The sequence below is a fragment of the Mycobacterium sp. NGS19 genome, assembly GCF_059813155.1.
On sequence record NZ_JCALEB010000006.1, the window covers coordinates 34,517 to 50,502 of the forward strand.

The following is a 15,986-nucleotide window of genomic DNA, read 5'->3' on the forward strand; positions in this document are numbered from 1 at the left end:
CAGCACATTACAGATGGCGGCCGACAGGAAGGCGTCGATCTCAGGTGTAGTGAAGTCGGCATTGTGCAATGCGGATCTCGTCGCCGACGATCTTGTACACGAGACGGTGTTCGGCGGTGATACGTCGCGACCAGTAGCCGTGCAACCCGTGCTTGAGCGGTTCGGGCTTTCCGATGCCCTCGTTCCCGTTGCGTCGTATATCAGCGATGAGTTGATTGATTCTGCGTACGAGCTTGCGATCCTGCTGCTGCCAATACACGTAATCGTCCCAGGCGGACTCGTCCCACACCAACCTCACGGATCGACGAGGTCATGCTGCGTGCCTTCGCCGGCCTCCAATCGTTCGATTGACGCCAGCAGCCGGCGGGCGTTGGCCGGATTCTGCAGGAGGTGGGCTGTCTCTTTCAGTGATTCGTAATCATCTAGTGCGACAAGGACGACCGGTTCCTTCCCGGAGCGGGTGATGACGATTTCCTCCCGGTCGTTCACCACAGAATCGAGGGCGGCGGCGAAGTTGGCTCGGGTAGATGAGTAGCTCATCGTTTTCATGGTGGCGGCTCCAGATGTTCGCTGAACGTACAGGATATTGTACGTGCGCGACATGTGGCCCATGTTGAGCGACTTGGGATTGTCAGATCGCGATGACGCGGATCAGTCCTTCGAGGCCGGAGAAGTCGTCGGGATTTCGGCTGTAGAGATCCAGATGATTGGCATGCGCGGTCGCGGCGATCAGCAGATCGGCGAATCTGCTTCTCGGCTTTCGCCCTTCGCGTACGACGGCGACGACGATGAGTCCGTAACTTCGCACGGCCGCCCCGTCGAATGGAATTGGCTCTAGTCTCGACTCCACCTCTTGGAGCCGAGCTTGGCGCTTGGCCGCCTCGATTGGCGTCGCGGCCAACAGCGGACCGGCGGCTAATTCGGCAGCTGTAATCGCAGAGATCGCCACCTGGTCTGGCATAGCTGCGATGACCGTCGGGTCGTGCCAGTCGATGACGACCGATGTGTCCAAGAGTCCGGACGAGCTCACAGACTTTGGTCGATCGATCGGTCGAGGTCGGCGCGGAACTGACGATGATCAATGCGCACCGCTGCGCTGGCCAGTGCGGCGACCTCGTCGCGAGTGATGAATGTGCGGCGAACAACCCGTATCGGCCGAAGTTCGGCCACCGGTTCGCCATTGCGCGTCACGACGAAGGTCTCGCCAGCGGCTACGGCGTCCATCACCTTGGCGTTGTCGTTTCGGAGATCACGCTGCGCGATTGTCCTCGCCATTGCCGAATCGTAGCATCTTGTGCTACAACCTGCTACACCAAATAACAGCCGCGTGCTTTGCGTGGGCGTGGGTCACGGGCGCCGCATGTTCGTGGTTGTCAATCGACGTGGCGTCGGTAATCGAGTAGCCCCGCGTGAATAGCCTCGCTATAACTCGCCGGCGAAGGCTCTGGCTTGGAGCGAGGCGAAAAGCGTATCGAGTTTTGTTAGGGATTCGGCCTGCCGGGTATGCAGGAACTCCGTGGCAGTGAGTATCTGCTCGAAGGCAAGCTGTTCGCGAATCGGCGGCACGACCACGGGAAAATTACGGAGCTGCCTGGAATTTATTGATGCAATGCCAGTCGTTTGCTTGGCTGACCGCAGGAAGTATCGTTTTCCGTAGCGACTGCCTATGAGCCACGCCAAGTAAACAGCGTTCATTCGGTCAGACGTCACCCGCACGCGGAATATATGATTTTGATGTATGCACTCCGGCAGCTCGTCCTTCCAGATAGTGCCGCGTCCCAGTTTGTCGGCATCCCCACCCTCTGTGAGCACAATATCTCGGGCTTGCAGACGGTATCTATTAATCTCCGCCTCCGTAGCATCAATAGTCTTGACACTGTTTAGGTCTAGCGCCCGGTCCTGCACGTTCGCCACCGAAAGGTATGGTACGGGCCGCGTCCTAGCATCGGCTGACAGACGTCTACCCTTCGTAATCCCGGAAGCGATCTCAGACACTTCTGATAGGGGAACCACGCCTGCGCCGTGGTGCTGTTTGAACATATTTTCAAAAACAGCATCCCGGAATTGGTTTTCAGTGCGGATTGCGTCCCCCCGCTTGACGCGCAGACCGTCACCGTAGTCGAGGATAGCCGCGATGCGGCGTTGTTCGGGAAGAGGTGGAACCGGTAATTCAAGGTTGTCGAGATCTTCGTTGCGTAGGTTGTTGATATTCGCGCCAGCGGCAAGACTGGAAACGGTGCGCCGATAGAAGTCGGTGCGGAAGAAGTGGCCGATGTATCTGGCGTCAACTCTTGGGCCTGGTCGAATCACCTTACAAAATGCGCCGAACGTCGCTATGCAATCAGCGTCAACTTGAGCTGATTTACCCACCACGTCACGGCTGCCGCTAGAAGCCGCAACGACGATGTCTCCCCGTCGCAGGCGCTGCTCCGCCTTGACTCTCGATATCGGCACGTAGATCAAGTCGTCGAAAGTTAACCCACGACAAGTGATGTTCCCGGCGCGCAATAGCGGGATTACCTCAGGGGAAGGTGTCTTCACTGCTTCGTCCTTTGGGTACGAAACGCCTCGGATTTGCTGGCAGATGTCACCGACTCTGATCGTTGGCCACTTCGTCATTCCGACTCCGCAAGCATGCGGCGCAACTCCGCCATTCCAGCACGAATGTCATCCTCAATCTTGTCGAGTTCATCGAGAATCTCGATGGGTGAGCGGTGCTCGACCTCTTCGTGGACGATCTCCTTATACCTGTTGATCGACAGGTCGTAGCCCTGGACAGCGATTTGGTCCTTCGGCACGCAAAAAGACTGCTCGGTTCGCACTCGGTCCCGCTCCGCTGTCTCGCGAAGTGCCCATCGCTTCAGCACATCCGGCAAGTTGTTCTTCTCATGTTCCTCGTCCGATAACTCGGCTAGTGGACCGAGCTTCGACACGTCCAGCAGTGGCGTGCGCTTGTCGTCCAGTGAATACCCGTCGGCGCGGACGTCGTAGAACCACACGAAATCCGTTCCGCCAGAACCGGTCTTGGTGAAGAACAGCACTGCGGTGGAAACACCTGCATACGGCTTGAACACACCGGACGGTAGCTTGACCACCGCGTCCAGCTTGTGGTCCTCGATTAGCATGCGGCGAAGCTCCTTGTGCGCCTTCGTCGAACCAAACAACACGCCGTCTGGGACGATCACCGCGGCGCGACCGCCCATCTTCAGCAGCCGCAGGAACAACGCAACGAACAGAAGCTCCGTCTTTTTGGTTTTGACGATTCGCTGCAAGTCCTTGGCCACATTCTCGTAATCGAGCGAACCGGCGAACGGCGGATTGGCCAGCACTATCGAGTAGTTCTCGGCATCGTGAGTGTTCGCCTCGGCAAGCGAGTCGCGATAACGCACGTCGGGATGTTCGACCCCGTGCAGCATCATGTTCATCGACCCGATGCGCAGCATCGTCCGGTCGAAGTCGAATCCGGTGAACATCTCATTGTGAAAGTGCTTGCGCCACTTACCGGCTATCTCGTCGGCGTAATGGGCCCTCATGTACTCGATCGCCGCCACCAAGAAGCCGCAGGTTCCCGCCGCCGGGTCAACGATGGTGTCGCCGGGCTTGGGCGCCATCATCTCCACGATCAGCTTGATGATGTGCCGTGGCGTACGGAACTGCCCGTTCTTGCCCGAGGTGGAGATCTCCGACAGCAGGTATTCGTAGACATCACCCTTGGTGTCGAGGTCCTCCATCGGGACCTCGTCGAGCATGTCGATCACCTTGGCCAGTAGCCCTGGGCTCGGGATCGTCAGCCGGGCATCTTTCATGTGCTCGGCGAACGTCGAATCGTCGCCGCCCATCTCCCGGATGTACGGGAACACCTGGTTGGCGACGGCCTCGTAGGCGTCGTCGGGATGCATGTTCTTGATGAACGACCACCGAAGCTCGTCTCGGCCGACCGGAAACGGATTGCCCTCGACCGGCTTGCCCAGCAGTTGAGCACGTTCCAGCGCCCTCGACTGCTGGTCATCGAGCCGCTTGATGAACAGCAGATAGGTGATCTGCTCGACCACCTCCAGCGGATTGGACATCCCGCCGGACCAGACCGCATCCCAGATGCGGTCGATCTGGTTACGAACTTCCCCTGTGAGCATCGCCGTTTACCTGCCCCGTCAGCCGTCGTCGAGTCCAACAGGACTGTATAAGCGACAGGTCCGACAAATGCGCCACCCGCCAGGTGCTGCGCGGCGATCTCGAAGAAGGCGGGAAGCGATCAGCCGGATGTACGACAGTCAGCGGTCCGTCCTCGAGAGTGACGTTCTGCAGAGGTCTACTCGAACCGGCGGCGGGTTACACGTCAGCTTGTCGCTGTAACAAGTACGCTCGATCACGTGCAGCGTCGGATCATGGGTATCGAGACCGAATTCGGTGTCACCTGCACGTTTCACGGGCACCGCCGGCTCAGCCCTGACGAAGTGGCCCGCTACCTGTTCCGCCGCGTGGTCTCGTGGGGTCGCAGCAGCAACGTCTTCCTGCGCAACGGCGCTCGGTTGTATTTGGATGTCGGCAGCCATCCGGAATATGCGACCGCCGAATGCGACAACCTGGTGCAGCTGGTCACTCACGACCGTGCCGGGGAGCGGGTGCTCGAGGATCTGCTGATCGACGCCGAGCAGCGGCTCGCCGACGAGGGCATCGGCGGTGACATCTATCTGTTCAAGAACAACACCGACTCGGCCGGCAACTCCTATGGCTGTCATGAGAACTATCTGATCGTGCGCGCCGGCGAGTTCTCCCGAATCTCCGACGTGTTGCTGCCGTTCCTGGTCACCCGGCAGCTGATCTGCGGCGCCGGCAAGGTGCTACAGACACCCAAGGCGGCGACGTTCTGCCTGTCCCAGCGCGCCGAGCACATCTGGGAAGGCGTCTCCAGCGCCACCACCCGCAGCCGACCGATCATCAATACCCGCGACGAGCCGCACGCCGACGCCGAGAAATATCGCCGCCTGCACGTGATCGTCGGCGACTCCAACATGTGCGAAACCACGACCATGCTCAAGGTCGGTACCGCCGCGTTGGTGCTGGAGATGATCGAGTCCGGTGTCGCATTCCGCGACTTCTCCCTGGACAACCCCATCCGCGCGATCCGCGAGGTCAGCCACGACCTCACCGGGCGGCGGCCGGTCCGGCTGGCCGGCGGCAGGCAGGCCAGCGCGCTGGACATCCAGCGCGAGTACCACGCCCGCGCGGTCGAACACTTGCAGACCCGCGAGCCCAACGCGCAGATCGAGCAGGTGGTCGACCTGTGGGGCCGCCAGCTCGACGCGGTGGAAAGCCAGGACTTCGCCAAGGTCGACACCGAAATCGACTGGGTGATCAAGCGCAAGCTGTTCCAGCGCTACCAGGACCGCTACAACCTCGAGCTGTCCGATCCCAAGATCGCCCAGCTGGACCTCGCCTACCACGACATCAAGCGCGGCCGCGGCGTCTTCGACCTTCTGCAGCGCAAGGGCCTCGCCGCCCGGGTCACCACCGACGAGGAGATCGACGAGGCGGTCGACACCCCGCCGCAGACCACCCGCGCGAAGTTGCGCGGCGAGTTCATCAGCGCCGCCCAGGAAGCCGGCCGCGACTTCACCGTCGACTGGGTTCATCTCAAACTCAACGACCAAGCGCAGCGCACCGTCCTCTGCAAGGATCCGTTCCGGTCGGTCGACGAGCGGGTCAAGCGGCTGATCGCCAGCATGTAGCTGCGCCGCGATTGCGGCGCGCGCAATTAGGCTGACACGGTGGGGATCTCCAAAGTCGAGCGGTTGATGAACCTCGTCATCGCGCTGCTATCCACCCGCAACTACCTGACCGCCGAGCGGATCCGCGCCACCGTGCTGGGTTATGCCGACTGCCCGACGGACGAGGCGTTCTCGCGGATGTTCGAGCGCGACAAGAACGAGCTGCGCGACCTCGGCATCCCGCTGGAAACCGGCCGCGTGTCCAATCTCGACTCCACTGAGGGCTACCGCATCAGACGCGACGACTACGCGCTGCCCGACATCGAACTGACCGCCGACGAAGCCGCGGCCGTCGCCGTCGCGGTCCAGCTGTGGCAATCGCCGGAGCTCATCACCGCGACCCAGGGTGCGCTGCTCAAATTGCGCGCCGCGGGCGTCGATATCGACGCCGGCGACGCCGTTTCGATCACCTCGGCGGCCGCACTGCCCGGCATCCGCGGCTCCGAGTCGGTATTGCCAATACTGTTGAGCGCCATCGACTCCGGACAGGCGGTGCAGTTCCAGCACCGGTCGTCACGCGTCGAGCCGTACACCACCCGCACGGTCGAGCCGTGGGGGGTGGTCACCGACCGCGGGCGCTGGTATCTGGTCGGCAAAGACCGCGACCGCGATGCGGTGCGCACGTTCAGGTTGTCGCGCATCGGCGCGGAAGTGACCCCGATCGGGCCCGTCGGCGCGGTGCGCAAACCCGACGACGTCGACCTGCGCGAGATCGTCGCCAAAGCAGTCGGCGAGGCGCCCACCGGCGTGGCGGCGCGGGTGTGGGTGGCCGCCGAGCGCGCCACCGCGCTGCGCCGGGCCGGCACCGTGGTCGAGTCGGTGACACTGCACGGCCGCCCGGGCGACGTGCTGGCCATCGACATCGGCTCGATGGATCGGCTGGCTCGCGAGGTCGCCGGCTACGGCGCCGACGCGGTGGTGCTGGAGCCCGAATCGCTGCGCGACGAGGTACTCGCGCGACTGCGAGCGCAAGCGCAGGTCAGCGCATGAGCCAGCTCTCCACGCGGCTGGTTCGGCTGCTGAACATGGTCCCGTACTTCCAGGCCAACCCCGGAATCAGCGCCGAAGAGGCGGCCGCCGACCTCGGCGTGAGCACCAAGCAGCTGATGGCCGACCTCAATCAGCTGTGGATGTGTGGGCTGCCCGGGTACGGCCCCGGCGACCTGATCGACCTGTCGTTCTCCGAAGAGAGCATCGAGGTGACGTTCTCGGCCGGCATGGACCGGCCGCTGCGCCTGACGTCCTCCGAGGCGACGGCAGTGCTGGTCGCGTTGCGGGCACTCCTCGACATCCCCGGCATGGTCGACCCGGAAGCTGCGCGCAGTGCGATCGCAAAGATCGAATCGGCGGCCGGCGGCCACCGGGCGATGCCGACCGCGACGGCGACCCCCGACACCCCGGCCGTGGCGGCAGTTCGCGACGCCGTGCGCAAGCGCCGCGCCGTGGCCCTCGACTACTACTCGGCCTCGCACGACACGTCGTCGCATCGCGTCGTCGACCCGATCCGCATCGTGTTCGTCGGCGATCAGAGCTACCTGGAGGCGTGGTGCCGCAGCGCCGAAGGCGTGCGGCTGTTCCGGTTCGACCGCATCGACTCCGCCCAGGTGCTCGACGAACCGTCGGCGCCACCGCCGCCCGCCGTGCAGGCCGGCCCGGACACGTCGTTGTTCGACGCCGACCCGTCCCTGCCGTCGGCCACCCTGCACGTCGCGCCGACGGCCACCTGGATGTTCGACTACTTCCCGATGCGGATGGTGCGCGAACTGCCGGACGGCTCGTGTGAGGCGGAGATGACTTACGCGTCAGAGGAATGGATGGCCCGGCTGGTACTCGGCTTCGGGTCGGCGGTGAAAGTGCTGGCCCCGTCGTCTCTGGCCGAGCGGGTCCGCAGCGCGGCGGCTGCGGCGCTGCAGGCATATGAGGCCGAGTCGCTGCGGTAGCATCGAAGCAACGTCTGGAGGCAACCCATGTGGACAAACGGCATAACAGGTTGGCACCTGATCATTCTCGTCGCGGTGATCGTCCTGCTGTTCGGTGCCAAGAAGCTGCCCGACGCCGCCCGCTCGCTCGGTAAATCGATGCGGATCTTCAAGTCAGAGATCCGCGAGTTGCAGCACGAGGGAAAGTCGGAGAGCCCGTCACAGCCCAATCCTGTGCAGTCCGAGCGGGTCGACGCGCCGGCCCCGGAACAGAACCACAGCCGACCAGCTTGAGCGACGCGCCGTCTGGCGCACATGATCACCGCTTGTGAAGATTCCCGGCGTTCTTAAGCGGCTGGACCCCCGCCGTCGCCGTAGTCGGGTCAATCCCGACGGCACGATGTCGTTGGTCGACCACATCCGCGAACTGCGCACCCGCCTGTTGATCTCCGTGGCGGCGGTCGCGCTCACCACGATCTTCGGGTTCGTCTGGTACGGCCACGGAGTCTTCGGCCTGGAGAGCCTCGGCGAATTCCTGCGCCAGCCCTACTGTTCGCTGCCACCGTCCGCGCGTGCCGATATCAGCGCCGACGGGGGTTGCCGGCTGCTCGCGACCGCCCCGTTCGACCAGTTCATGCTCCGGCTGAAGGTCGGGCTGACCGCGGGGATCGTGCTGGCCTGTCCCGTGTGGCTGTACGAGCTGTGGGCGTTCATCACCCCGGGTCTGTACCGCAACGAGCGCCGGTTCGCGGTCGTGTTCGTGTCCTTCGCGGCGCTGCTCTTCGTCAGCGGCGCGGTGCTCGCCTACGTCGTGCTGTCCAAGGCGCTGCACTTTCTGCTCACCGTCGGCGGCGACGTGCAGGTGACCGCACTGTCGGGTGACCGCTACTTCGGCTTCCTGATCAACCTGCTGCTCGTGTTCGGGGTCGGGTTCGAGTTTCCGCTGCTGATCATCATGCTCAACTTGATCGGCGTGCTCACCTACGCCCGGCTGAAGTCGTGGCGGCGGGGCCTGATCTTCGGCGTCTTCGTGTTCGCGGCATTCGCGACGCCCGGGTCCGACCCGTTCTCCATGCTCGCGCTCGGGTTGGCGCTGACCGTGCTGCTCGAGGTGGCGATCCAGATCGCCCGCGTGCACGACAAACGCAAGGCCAAGCGCGAGGCGGCTGAGGGCTGGGCGGTCGCCGACGACGAAGCCGCGCCGATAGAAGCGCCGGAGGCGCTGCCGTCGCATGACCGTTAGTGAGCTGGCGAAGTTCTCCGCGCTGTTGCCGTTCACGCTGGACCCGTTCCAGCTGAAGGCGTGCTCGGCGCTGGAAGCAGGCCACGGTGTGCTGGTGTGTGCACCCACCGGCGCAGGCAAGACCGTGGTGGGGGAGTTCGCGGTGCACCTGGCTTTGCAGGCCGGACGAAAGTGCTTCTACACCACCCCGATCAAGGCGTTGTCCAATCAGAAGCACACCGATCTGGTATCCCGCTACGGTCCCGAGAAGATCGGGTTGCTCACCGGCGACCAGTCGATAAACGCCACCGCGCCGGTGGTGGTGATGACCACTGAGGTGCTGCGCAACATGCTGTACGCGGATTCGTCTGCGCTGCATGGTCTTTCGTATGTCGTCATGGACGAAGTGCACTTCCTTGCCGACCGGATGCGCGGCGCGGTCTGGGAAGAAGTCATCTTGCACCTGCCCGAGGAGGTCCGGGTGGTGAGCCTGTCGGCCACCGTCTCCAACGCCGAGGAGTTCGGCGGCTGGATCAAGACGGTGCGCGGTGACACCACGGTGGTCGTCGACGAACACCGCCCGGTGCCGCTGTGGCAGCACATGATGGTGGGCAGACGATTGTTCGACCTATTCAACTACTCCAGCGGCGGCGGCCCCGACGACGCGGGCCGCGCGCCCTTGGTGAACCGGGAGTTGTTGCAGCACATCGCGAATCGTCGCGAGGCCGACCGGCTGCTCGAGTTCCAGCCGCGTGGGCGCGGGCGCAATCCGCGGCCGCGGCTGTACCGGACGCCGTCGCGGCCCGACGTGATCTCGGTGCTCGACCACGACGCGCTGCTGCCGGCGATCGTGTTCGTGTTCTCCCGCGCCGGGTGCGACGCGGCGGTGGGTCAATGCCTGCGGTCGTCGCTTCGGCTGACCGATGACGACGAGCGACCCCGCATCGCCGAGGTGATCGACCGGCGCACCGCCGAGCTGTCCGACGCGGACCTGCTGGTACTGGGTTTCCACGAGTGGCGCGACGCGCTGATGCGCGGCATCGCCGCCCACCACGCCGGCATGCTGCCGATCTTCCGGCACACCGTCGAAGAGCTGTTCACCGCCGGGCTGGTCAAGGTGGTGTTCGCCACCGAGACGCTGGCGCTGGGCATCAACATGCCCGCGCGCACGGTGCTGCTGGAGCGGCTGGTGAAGTTCAACGGCGAGCAGCACCTTCCGCTGACCCCGGGCGAGTACACGCAGCTGACGGGACGGGCCGGCCGTCGCGGCATCGACATCGAGGGCCACGCGGTGGTGCTCTGGCAACCCGACGTCGACCCCGCCGAGGTGGCCGGGCTGGCGAGCACCCGAACCTTCCCGCTGCGCAGTTCGTTCGCGCCGTCCTACAACATGACCATCAACCTGGTGCACCAAATGGGACCCGAGCAGGCGCACGCGCTGCTCGAGCGGTCGTTCGCGCAATACCAAGCCGACCGCTCGGTGGTGGGACTGGTCAATGCGATCAACCGCAACACCAAGACCATGCAACAGCTGTCGAAGGAACTCGGCGAAGACAGCGCGGCGGTGCTCGAGTATGCGCGGCTGCGGGCCAAGCTGGGTGAACGCGAACGCGCCCAGGCGCGGTCGTCTCGGCTGCAGCGCCGGCAGGCGGCCAGCGATGCGCTGTCGTCGTTGCGCCGCGGAGACATCATCTCGATCAGCCGGGGCCGTCGCGGCGGACTGGCGGTGGTGCTGGAGGCCGACCGCGACGCGACGGATCCGCGGCCGCTCGTTCTCACCGAAAACCGTTGGGCAGGAAGAATATCCGCGGCGGACTACGGTGATGCCGCAGCGCCGCTGGGTTCGATGACGCTGCCCAAGCGCGTCGAGCACCGTCAGCCGCGGGTCCGTCGCGACGTGGCGTCGGCGTTGCGCTCGGCGGCCGCGGGCCTCAAGATGCCCGGTGCCAACGCCCGCCGCCGGACCGAACCCCGCGACGATCCGGCAGTGCGCGCGCTTCGCGACGAAATCCGTCACCACCCGGCGCATCGGATCCCCGAGCGCGAAGCCAAAATGCGCATCGCCGAACGGTATCTGCGGATCGAGCGGGACAACGAGCAGCTGCGCCGCAAGGTCGCGACGGCGACGCATTCGCTGGCACGCACCTTCGACCGAATCGTCGGATTGCTCACCGAGCGGCGGTTCATCGACAACGGCACACAGGACAAGCTGCGCGTCACCGACGACGGGCGGCTGCTTGCCCGGATCTATTCGGAAAGCGATCTCCTTGTCGCGGAGTGCCTGCGCAGCGGCGCATGGCACGGACTGAATGCCGCCGAACTCGCGGGTGTGGTGTCGGCCGTGGTCTACGAAACCCGCGGTGCCGACGGACCGTCGCCGCGCGCCGCCGAGATACCCACCGCGCCGCTGCGGCGAGCGCTGGCCGAGACACGGCGACTGGCCGGGGCGCTGCGCGCCGACGAGCAGCGGCACCGACTCGAGCTGAGCCGTGAGCCCGACGAAGGGTTCGTCACCGCGGTGTACCGCTGGGCCACCACCGGCGATCTGACCGCGGCGCTCGAGGCCTCTGACGCGGCCGGCGCCGGAACGCCGCTGCCCGCCGGCGACTTCGTGCGGTGGTGCCGCCAGGTGCTCGACCTGCTCGACCAGATCCGGATCGCCGCCGTCGACAAGGGCTTGCAGACCTCGGCGAAACGCGCGATCGACGACATCCGGCGCGGCGTCGTCGCAGTTGATGGCGGGTAGGGTGGGTGACCGCTACGGTGGCAACTACTGCGAGAGGTAGGAGAACGGAAGCGCGATGAGCGGACCCCAGGGATACGATCCCAATCAGCAATGGTCGGGCCGGCCGGAGCAGCAGCAGCCGTCGGGCGCTGAGGAGCCGACCGCTCAACAGGGCTGGCAGCAGCCCGCGTACTCGCCGCAGCAGTACCCCCAAGCCCAGCCGTATCCCGGTGCGCCCCAACAGTATTCGCAGCCAGGGCAGGAATATGGCCAGCAGCCGTACTCGCCCACCGAGCAAGCGGCACAGCAGCCGACGCAATACGCGCAGCCGGGCCAATACCCGCCGTACGGCCAGGGCTACGGCCAGCCGCCGCAGTACGCGCCGCCGCCGGGTGCACCGCAGTACGGCGAAGCCCCGGCGACCTTCGGCGAGGGCCCGGGGCAGAAGGGTTCCAAGCGTTCGCTGGCCATCCTCGGCACCGTCGTCGGTGTACTTGCCGTGATCGTCGTGGCCATCGTGCTGGTCCTGGGTTTCTGGAAGCCGGGATTTTTCGTCACCACCAAACTCGACGTGAACAAGGCCCAGGACGGCGTGAAGTCGGTGCTGACCGACCAGACCAACGGCTACGGCGTCAAGAACGTCACCGACGTCAAGTGCAACAACGGCCAGAACCCCACCGTGAAGAAGGGCGACACCTTCACCTGCGACGCGAGCGTCGACGGTCAGCACAAGCAGGTGACCGTGACGTTCCAGGACGACAGCGGCACGTACGAGGTCGGCCGACCGAAATAGTTACCTGGCCGGCAGCGCGTCGAGCGCGTTCTGCAAACGGCCCACCGGCGAGCCGATGCCATACTTCTCGGCCAGCTTCGCCACCTTTCGCGGGTGGACGGGGGCGAGCGGAAGCTCGTCGGTGTCCGTCGACAACTGCACAGGCGCGTCCGTGGCCACCCTGACCACCGGCCCCGCCGCTTCCAAGTAGTCGCGGGCCGCCAGGATCTTCTTGCGAAAAGCCTTGGGCAGCTTGGACTTCGGGTCCTCCGCTGCTTCCAGAATCGCCTCCAGTGAACCGTACTGGGACAGCAGCGTCGCCGCGCTCTTCTCGCCGATGCCGGCCACACCGGGTAGGCCGTCGGACGGGTCGCCGCGCAGCAGCGCCAGCTCCGCGTACGCAGGCCCGGCGCGATGGGCAGGCACACCATAGCGTTCGGCGACCTCGGCCGGCCCGAACATCGTCGCGTTGGCCAGTCCGCGGCCCAGGTACAGCACCTTCACGGGTACCGGCTCGTCGGTGACCACCTGCAGCAGGTCGCGATCACCGCTCACCACGATCACCGGGTCGCGGCGCTCGCGGGCCGCCAGCGTGCCGAGCACGTCATCGGCCTCGTAGCCGGGTGCGCCGGCGGTGGGAATGCCGAACGCGTCGAGAACCTCGAGGATCCACTCGACTTGGGGCGTCAGGTCGTCGGGCACTTCCTCGATGTCCGGTTCGCCGTCCGGCAGTGGCTCGGCGACGCGATGTGCCTTGTAGGACGGAATGCGGTCGACGCGCCACTGCGGGCGCCAGTCCCAGTCGTCGCACACCACCAGCCGGCTCGGGCGTTCGCGGGTGATCACCGCCGCCACCGCGTCGAGGAAGCCGCGCACCGCGTTGACGGGTTTGCCGTCGGGTGAGGTGATCGACGACGGCACCCCGTAGTACGAGCGGAACCACATGCTCGCACCGTCGAGCAGAAGCAGGGGAGCTGGCATGCGGTCATCATGCCAGCGGTTAGAAATGGCATCAGGCGGCAACTCAGGTGGGCATGATCGACGACGCCGCCCGGCTGTTGGCACGTACCGTGACGAGGCTGTGGCGATCACTGCCCTTGGTTGGCGGATTATTGGGTGGCTCAACGGAATTCAGCCTCGACGGGCGGGTGGTGTTCATCACCGGTGCCGCTCGCGGGTTGGGCGCCGAGATTTCGCGCCAGGCCCATGCCCGCGGTGCGCATGTGGCGCTGGTGGGCCGTCGGCTGTCGCCGCTGCAGGAGCTGGCTGACGAACTCGGCTCGCGTGCCGCTGCGTTCGAGGCCGACGTGACCGACGTGGAGGCGTTGCGCGCGGCGGCCGACGGCGCGGTCGCAGAGTTCGGCGGCATCGACGTGGTGGTGGCCAACGCCGGCATCGCGCCGCCGTCAGAGCCGGTGGCGACCATCGACCCGTCGGCATTCGAGCGCACGGTCGAGGTCGACCTGCTGGGCCAGTGGCGAACCGCGCGGGCCACCGTCGACGCGCTGATGCAGCGGCGCGGGCACATCATGTTCGTCGGCTCTATCTATGCGTTCTTCAACGGCGTGCTGGCAGCGCCGTACGCGATGAGCAAGGCCGGCGTCGAGCAGCTCAGCAGGGCGTTGCGCGTCGAACTCGCGCCATACGGGGTGACATCGGGGATCGCCTACCTCGGGTTCATCGACACCGATCTGGCGGCCGACGTGTTCTCCCACGACAAGGCAGCAAGGGTGCGGCAGGCGTTTCCCGGCTTCCTGTCGCGCCCGATCCCGGTCAGCGACGCCGCCGCTGTGGTGCTCGATGGAGTCGAACGGCGCGCGGCCTGGGTCGCCGCGCCGTCCTGGGTCGCGCCGCTGCTGGCGATGCGCCCGGTGACGACCGCGGTGATGGACGATGTGTTGTTGCACAATCGCGACGTCGCGGCTGCTGTCGACGGACGATGACGAATCTGCTGGCGAGCGGACTCGAGCTGTCGTTGACCGAGTTGGAGGACGCGCGGCGCTAGCCTTTCGCCATGAGCCGATTCAGCTCCGAGGTCTACGCCCGCCGCCTGCACGGCGCCGCCAACGCCGCCGCGGCGGCCGGATTGGCGGGGCTGATCGTCACTCCGGGTTATGACCTGCGCTATCTCGTCGGGTCGCGGGCGCAGACCTTCGAGCGGCTCACCGCGCTGGTGCTGCCCGCCACCGGCGCGCCGACCGTGGTGGTGCCGCGGCTCGAGCTGGCGTCGCTGAGAGAGTCCGCGATCGCCGAACTCGGCCTGCCGGTCCGGGATTGGGTCGACGGCGAGGATCCGTACTCGCTGGTGGTCGATGCACTCGGCGCTGCGAAGACAGCGACCGCGGTCACTGAATCCATGCCTGCCTTGCACTTGCTGCCCCTGGCCAGATTGCTCGGGGTCACACCGGTGCTGGCCACCGACGTGCTACGCCAGCTGCGGATGATCAAGGACCACAGTGAGATCGACGCTCTGCGGCAGGCCGGTGCGGCGATCGACCGCGTGCACGCGCGGGTACCGGAGTTCCTGGCGCCGGGGCGCACCGAGGCCGACGTTGCCGCCGATATTTCAAAAGCGATTGTGGCCGAAGGACATTCGGAGGTAGCGTTCGTCATCGTCGGCTCCGGCCCGCACGGTGCTGATCCTCACCACGAATGCTCGGACCGGGTGTTGCAGGCCGGCGACATCGTGGTCGTCGACATCGGCGGCGCCTACGAACCGGGCTACCACTCCGACTCCACCCGCACCTACAGCCTCGGTGAGCCCGACCCGGAAGTGGCGCAACGTTATTCGGTACTGCAACGCGCGCAGCAGGCGGCTGTCGCCGCGGTGCGCCCGGGCGTCACCGCCGAACAAGTGGACGCCGTCGCTCGCGGGGTGCTGGCGCAGGCCGGGCTGGGGGAGGCGTTCGTGCACCGCACCGGACACGGCATCGGGCTGTCGGTACACGAGGAGCCCTACATCGTGGCCGGCAACCGCTTACCGCTACGGGCGGGGATGGCGTTTTCGGTCGAGCCCGGTATCTACTTCCCGGGGCGGTGGGGCGCGCGCATCGAGGACATCGTGATCGTGACGTCCTATGGCGCAGAGCCGGTGAACCACCGACCGCACGAGCTCGCTGTCGTGCCCGTATAGCACTACCCGCCGGAGCGGTCCAGCAGGTTCGACGAGCCCAGCACCCGCTCCACCTGTACTTCGATGACCACCCGCTTGGGGTTCTCGCGCGGGGTGCGGTAGCGCTGCGCGTACCGCAGCTCGGCGTCGCGGACCGCGTCGGCGTCGGTATTGACCTTGGCCCGGCCCTCCAACGACAACCACCGTGCGCCGTCGACCTGACTCAGCACCGCGATGCCGCCACGCTCGGCGTTGACCGCTTTCTGGGATCCACCTGACGTGATGACCCGGGCGATGTGCGTCTTGGGATCGAATGTGAAACCGACGGCAACGACATGCGGCGAATTGTCGGCGCGCAGTGTGGTCAGCATGGCCAGATGGCGCTCGCTGAGAAAGGCCAGCGCGTCGGCGTTCAATCGCGTGGTCGACGAGTTTGCCATCGCAGACCACGCTAGCGCAGGCGATAGT

17 protein-coding genes are annotated in these 15,986 nt (G+C 65.6%); 9 read left to right on the forward strand and 8 right to left on the reverse strand.

Features of this window, described 5'->3' with window-relative positions:
* Positions 1–40: 40 nt before the first annotated feature.
* From AC5Y4N_RS17415 to AC5Y4N_RS17440, 6 genes are all read right to left on the reverse strand, one after another.
* Entirely contained in the window at positions 41–298 is a 258-nt protein-coding gene (locus AC5Y4N_RS17415) for a Txe/YoeB family addiction module toxin (protein ID WP_499908123.1), read from the reverse strand.
* The gene (locus tag AC5Y4N_RS17420) at positions 295–549 is read right to left on the reverse strand and encodes a type II toxin-antitoxin system Phd/YefM family antitoxin (protein WP_499908681.1); all 255 of its coding nucleotides are present in this window, start codon (positions 547–549) and stop codon (positions 295–297) included. Before AC5Y4N_RS17420 ends, AC5Y4N_RS17415 begins: the two co-directional genes overlap by 4 nt.
* Positions 550–631: 82 nt before the next feature.
* The gene (locus AC5Y4N_RS17425) at positions 632–1,030 is read right to left on the reverse strand and encodes a type II toxin-antitoxin system VapC family toxin (RefSeq protein WP_499908124.1); all 399 of its coding nucleotides are present in this window, start codon (positions 1,028–1,030) and stop codon (positions 632–634) included.
* Positions 1,027–1,275: a type II toxin-antitoxin system Phd/YefM family antitoxin gene (locus tag AC5Y4N_RS17430; RefSeq protein ID WP_499908125.1), complete on the reverse strand. Its 249-nt coding sequence runs from the start codon at positions 1,273–1,275 to the stop codon at positions 1,027–1,029. Before AC5Y4N_RS17430 ends, AC5Y4N_RS17425 begins: the two co-directional genes overlap by 4 nt.
* A gap of 147 nt (positions 1,276–1,422) precedes the next feature.
* Positions 1,423–2,619, reverse strand: a complete 1,197-nt coding sequence (locus AC5Y4N_RS17435; protein ID WP_499908126.1) for a restriction endonuclease subunit S — start codon at positions 2,617–2,619, stop codon at positions 1,423–1,425.
* Positions 2,616–4,133, reverse strand: coding sequence for a type I restriction-modification system subunit M (locus AC5Y4N_RS17440; RefSeq protein WP_499908127.1), 1,518 nt, complete (start codon positions 4,131–4,133; stop codon positions 2,616–2,618). Before AC5Y4N_RS17440 ends, AC5Y4N_RS17435 begins: the two co-directional genes overlap by 4 nt.
* 237 nt (positions 4,134–4,370) lie before the next feature.
* On the opposite strand from AC5Y4N_RS17440, the gene pafA reads away from it, so the two are divergent.
* The 7 genes from pafA to AC5Y4N_RS17475 are packed head-to-tail and all read left to right on the forward strand — an operon-like array spanning position 4,371 to position 12,427.
* Complete coding sequence (gene pafA / locus AC5Y4N_RS17445) at positions 4,371–5,729, forward strand: Pup--protein ligase (RefSeq protein WP_499908128.1); 1,359 nt, start codon at positions 4,371–4,373, stop codon at positions 5,727–5,729.
* A 39-nt stretch (positions 5,730–5,768) separates the two neighbouring features.
* The gene (locus AC5Y4N_RS17450) at positions 5,769–6,758 is read left to right on the forward strand and encodes a helix-turn-helix transcriptional regulator (protein WP_499908129.1); all 990 of its coding nucleotides are present in this window, start codon (positions 5,769–5,771) and stop codon (positions 6,756–6,758) included.
* On the forward strand, positions 6,755–7,708 hold the full coding sequence (locus AC5Y4N_RS17455; protein ID WP_499908130.1) for a helix-turn-helix transcriptional regulator: 954 nt from the start codon (positions 6,755–6,757) through the stop codon (positions 7,706–7,708). Before AC5Y4N_RS17450 ends, AC5Y4N_RS17455 begins: the two co-directional genes overlap by 4 nt.
* Before the next feature lie 27 nt (positions 7,709–7,735).
* On the forward strand, positions 7,736–7,981 hold the full coding sequence (gene tatA / locus AC5Y4N_RS17460; protein WP_499908131.1) for a Sec-independent protein translocase subunit TatA: 246 nt from the start codon (positions 7,736–7,738) through the stop codon (positions 7,979–7,981).
* Between the two features lie 34 nt (positions 7,982–8,015).
* Entirely contained in the window at positions 8,016–8,930 is a 915-nt protein-coding gene (gene tatC / locus AC5Y4N_RS17465; protein ID WP_499908132.1) for a twin-arginine translocase subunit TatC, read from the forward strand.
* Positions 8,920–11,655: a DEAD/DEAH box helicase gene (locus tag AC5Y4N_RS17470; protein ID WP_499908133.1), complete on the forward strand. Its 2,736-nt coding sequence runs from the start codon at positions 8,920–8,922 to the stop codon at positions 11,653–11,655. Before tatC ends, AC5Y4N_RS17470 begins: the two co-directional genes overlap by 11 nt.
* Before the next feature lie 55 nt (positions 11,656–11,710).
* On the forward strand, positions 11,711–12,427 hold the full coding sequence (locus AC5Y4N_RS17475; protein WP_499908134.1) for a DUF4333 domain-containing protein: 717 nt from the start codon (positions 11,711–11,713) through the stop codon (positions 12,425–12,427).
* Here the strand turns inward: AC5Y4N_RS17475 and AC5Y4N_RS17480 are convergent, their stop codons facing one another.
* Complete coding sequence (locus AC5Y4N_RS17480) at positions 12,428–13,387, reverse strand: 5'-3' exonuclease (RefSeq protein WP_499908135.1); 960 nt, start codon at positions 13,385–13,387, stop codon at positions 12,428–12,430. It abuts the gene before it with no gap.
* 53 nt (positions 13,388–13,440) lie between these two features.
* Between AC5Y4N_RS17480 and AC5Y4N_RS17485 the strand changes: the two genes are divergently transcribed.
* On the forward strand, positions 13,441–14,349 hold the full coding sequence (locus tag AC5Y4N_RS17485) for a short-chain dehydrogenase/reductase (RefSeq protein WP_499908136.1): 909 nt from the start codon (positions 13,441–13,443) through the stop codon (positions 14,347–14,349).
* Between the two features lie 71 nt (positions 14,350–14,420).
* Positions 14,421–15,539: a M24 family metallopeptidase gene (locus AC5Y4N_RS17490; protein ID WP_499908137.1), complete on the forward strand. Its 1,119-nt coding sequence runs from the start codon at positions 14,421–14,423 to the stop codon at positions 15,537–15,539.
* A 2-nt stretch (positions 15,540–15,541) separates the two neighbouring features.
* On the opposite strand, the gene AC5Y4N_RS17495 is transcribed toward AC5Y4N_RS17490, so the two are convergent.
* Positions 15,542–15,958, reverse strand: a complete 417-nt coding sequence (locus tag AC5Y4N_RS17495) for a F420-dependent biliverdin reductase (RefSeq protein ID WP_499908138.1) — start codon at positions 15,956–15,958, stop codon at positions 15,542–15,544.
* Positions 15,959–15,986 lie beyond the last annotated feature (28 nt).

What these genes read in the sequence shown, in the direction of transcription:
- AC5Y4N_RS17420 (WP_499908681.1), bottom strand. Translation starts at nt 549, where the DNA reads ATGAAAACGATGAGCTACTCATCTACCCGAGCCAACTTCGCCGCCGCC.
- AC5Y4N_RS17430 (WP_499908125.1), bottom strand. Translation starts at nt 1,275, where the DNA reads ATGGCGAGGACAATCGCGCAGCGTGATCTCCGAAACGACAACGCCAAG.
- AC5Y4N_RS17435 (WP_499908126.1), bottom strand. Translation starts at nt 2,619, where the DNA reads ATGACGAAGTGGCCAACGATCAGAGTCGGTGACATCTGCCAGCAAATC.
- AC5Y4N_RS17440 (WP_499908127.1), bottom strand. Translation starts at nt 4,133, where the DNA reads ATGCTCACAGGGGAAGTTCGTAACCAGATCGACCGCATCTGGGATGCG.
- AC5Y4N_RS17455 (WP_499908130.1), top strand. Translation starts at nt 6,755, where the DNA reads ATGAGCCAGCTCTCCACGCGGCTGGTTCGGCTGCTGAACATGGTCCCG.
- tatA (WP_499908131.1), top strand. Translation starts at nt 7,736, where the DNA reads ATGTGGACAAACGGCATAACAGGTTGGCACCTGATCATTCTCGTCGCG.
- AC5Y4N_RS17470 (WP_499908133.1), top strand. Translation starts at nt 8,920, where the DNA reads ATGACCGTTAGTGAGCTGGCGAAGTTCTCCGCGCTGTTGCCGTTCACG.
- AC5Y4N_RS17475 (WP_499908134.1), top strand. Translation starts at nt 11,711, where the DNA reads ATGAGCGGACCCCAGGGATACGATCCCAATCAGCAATGGTCGGGCCGG.
- AC5Y4N_RS17480 (WP_499908135.1), bottom strand. Translation starts at nt 13,387, where the DNA reads ATGCCAGCTCCCCTGCTTCTGCTCGACGGTGCGAGCATGTGGTTCCGC.
- AC5Y4N_RS17485 (WP_499908136.1), top strand. Translation starts at nt 13,441, where the DNA reads ATGATCGACGACGCCGCCCGGCTGTTGGCACGTACCGTGACGAGGCTG.
- AC5Y4N_RS17490 (WP_499908137.1), top strand. Translation starts at nt 14,421, where the DNA reads ATGAGCCGATTCAGCTCCGAGGTCTACGCCCGCCGCCTGCACGGCGCC.
- AC5Y4N_RS17495 (WP_499908138.1), bottom strand. Translation starts at nt 15,958, where the DNA reads ATGGCAAACTCGTCGACCACGCGATTGAACGCCGACGCGCTGGCCTTT.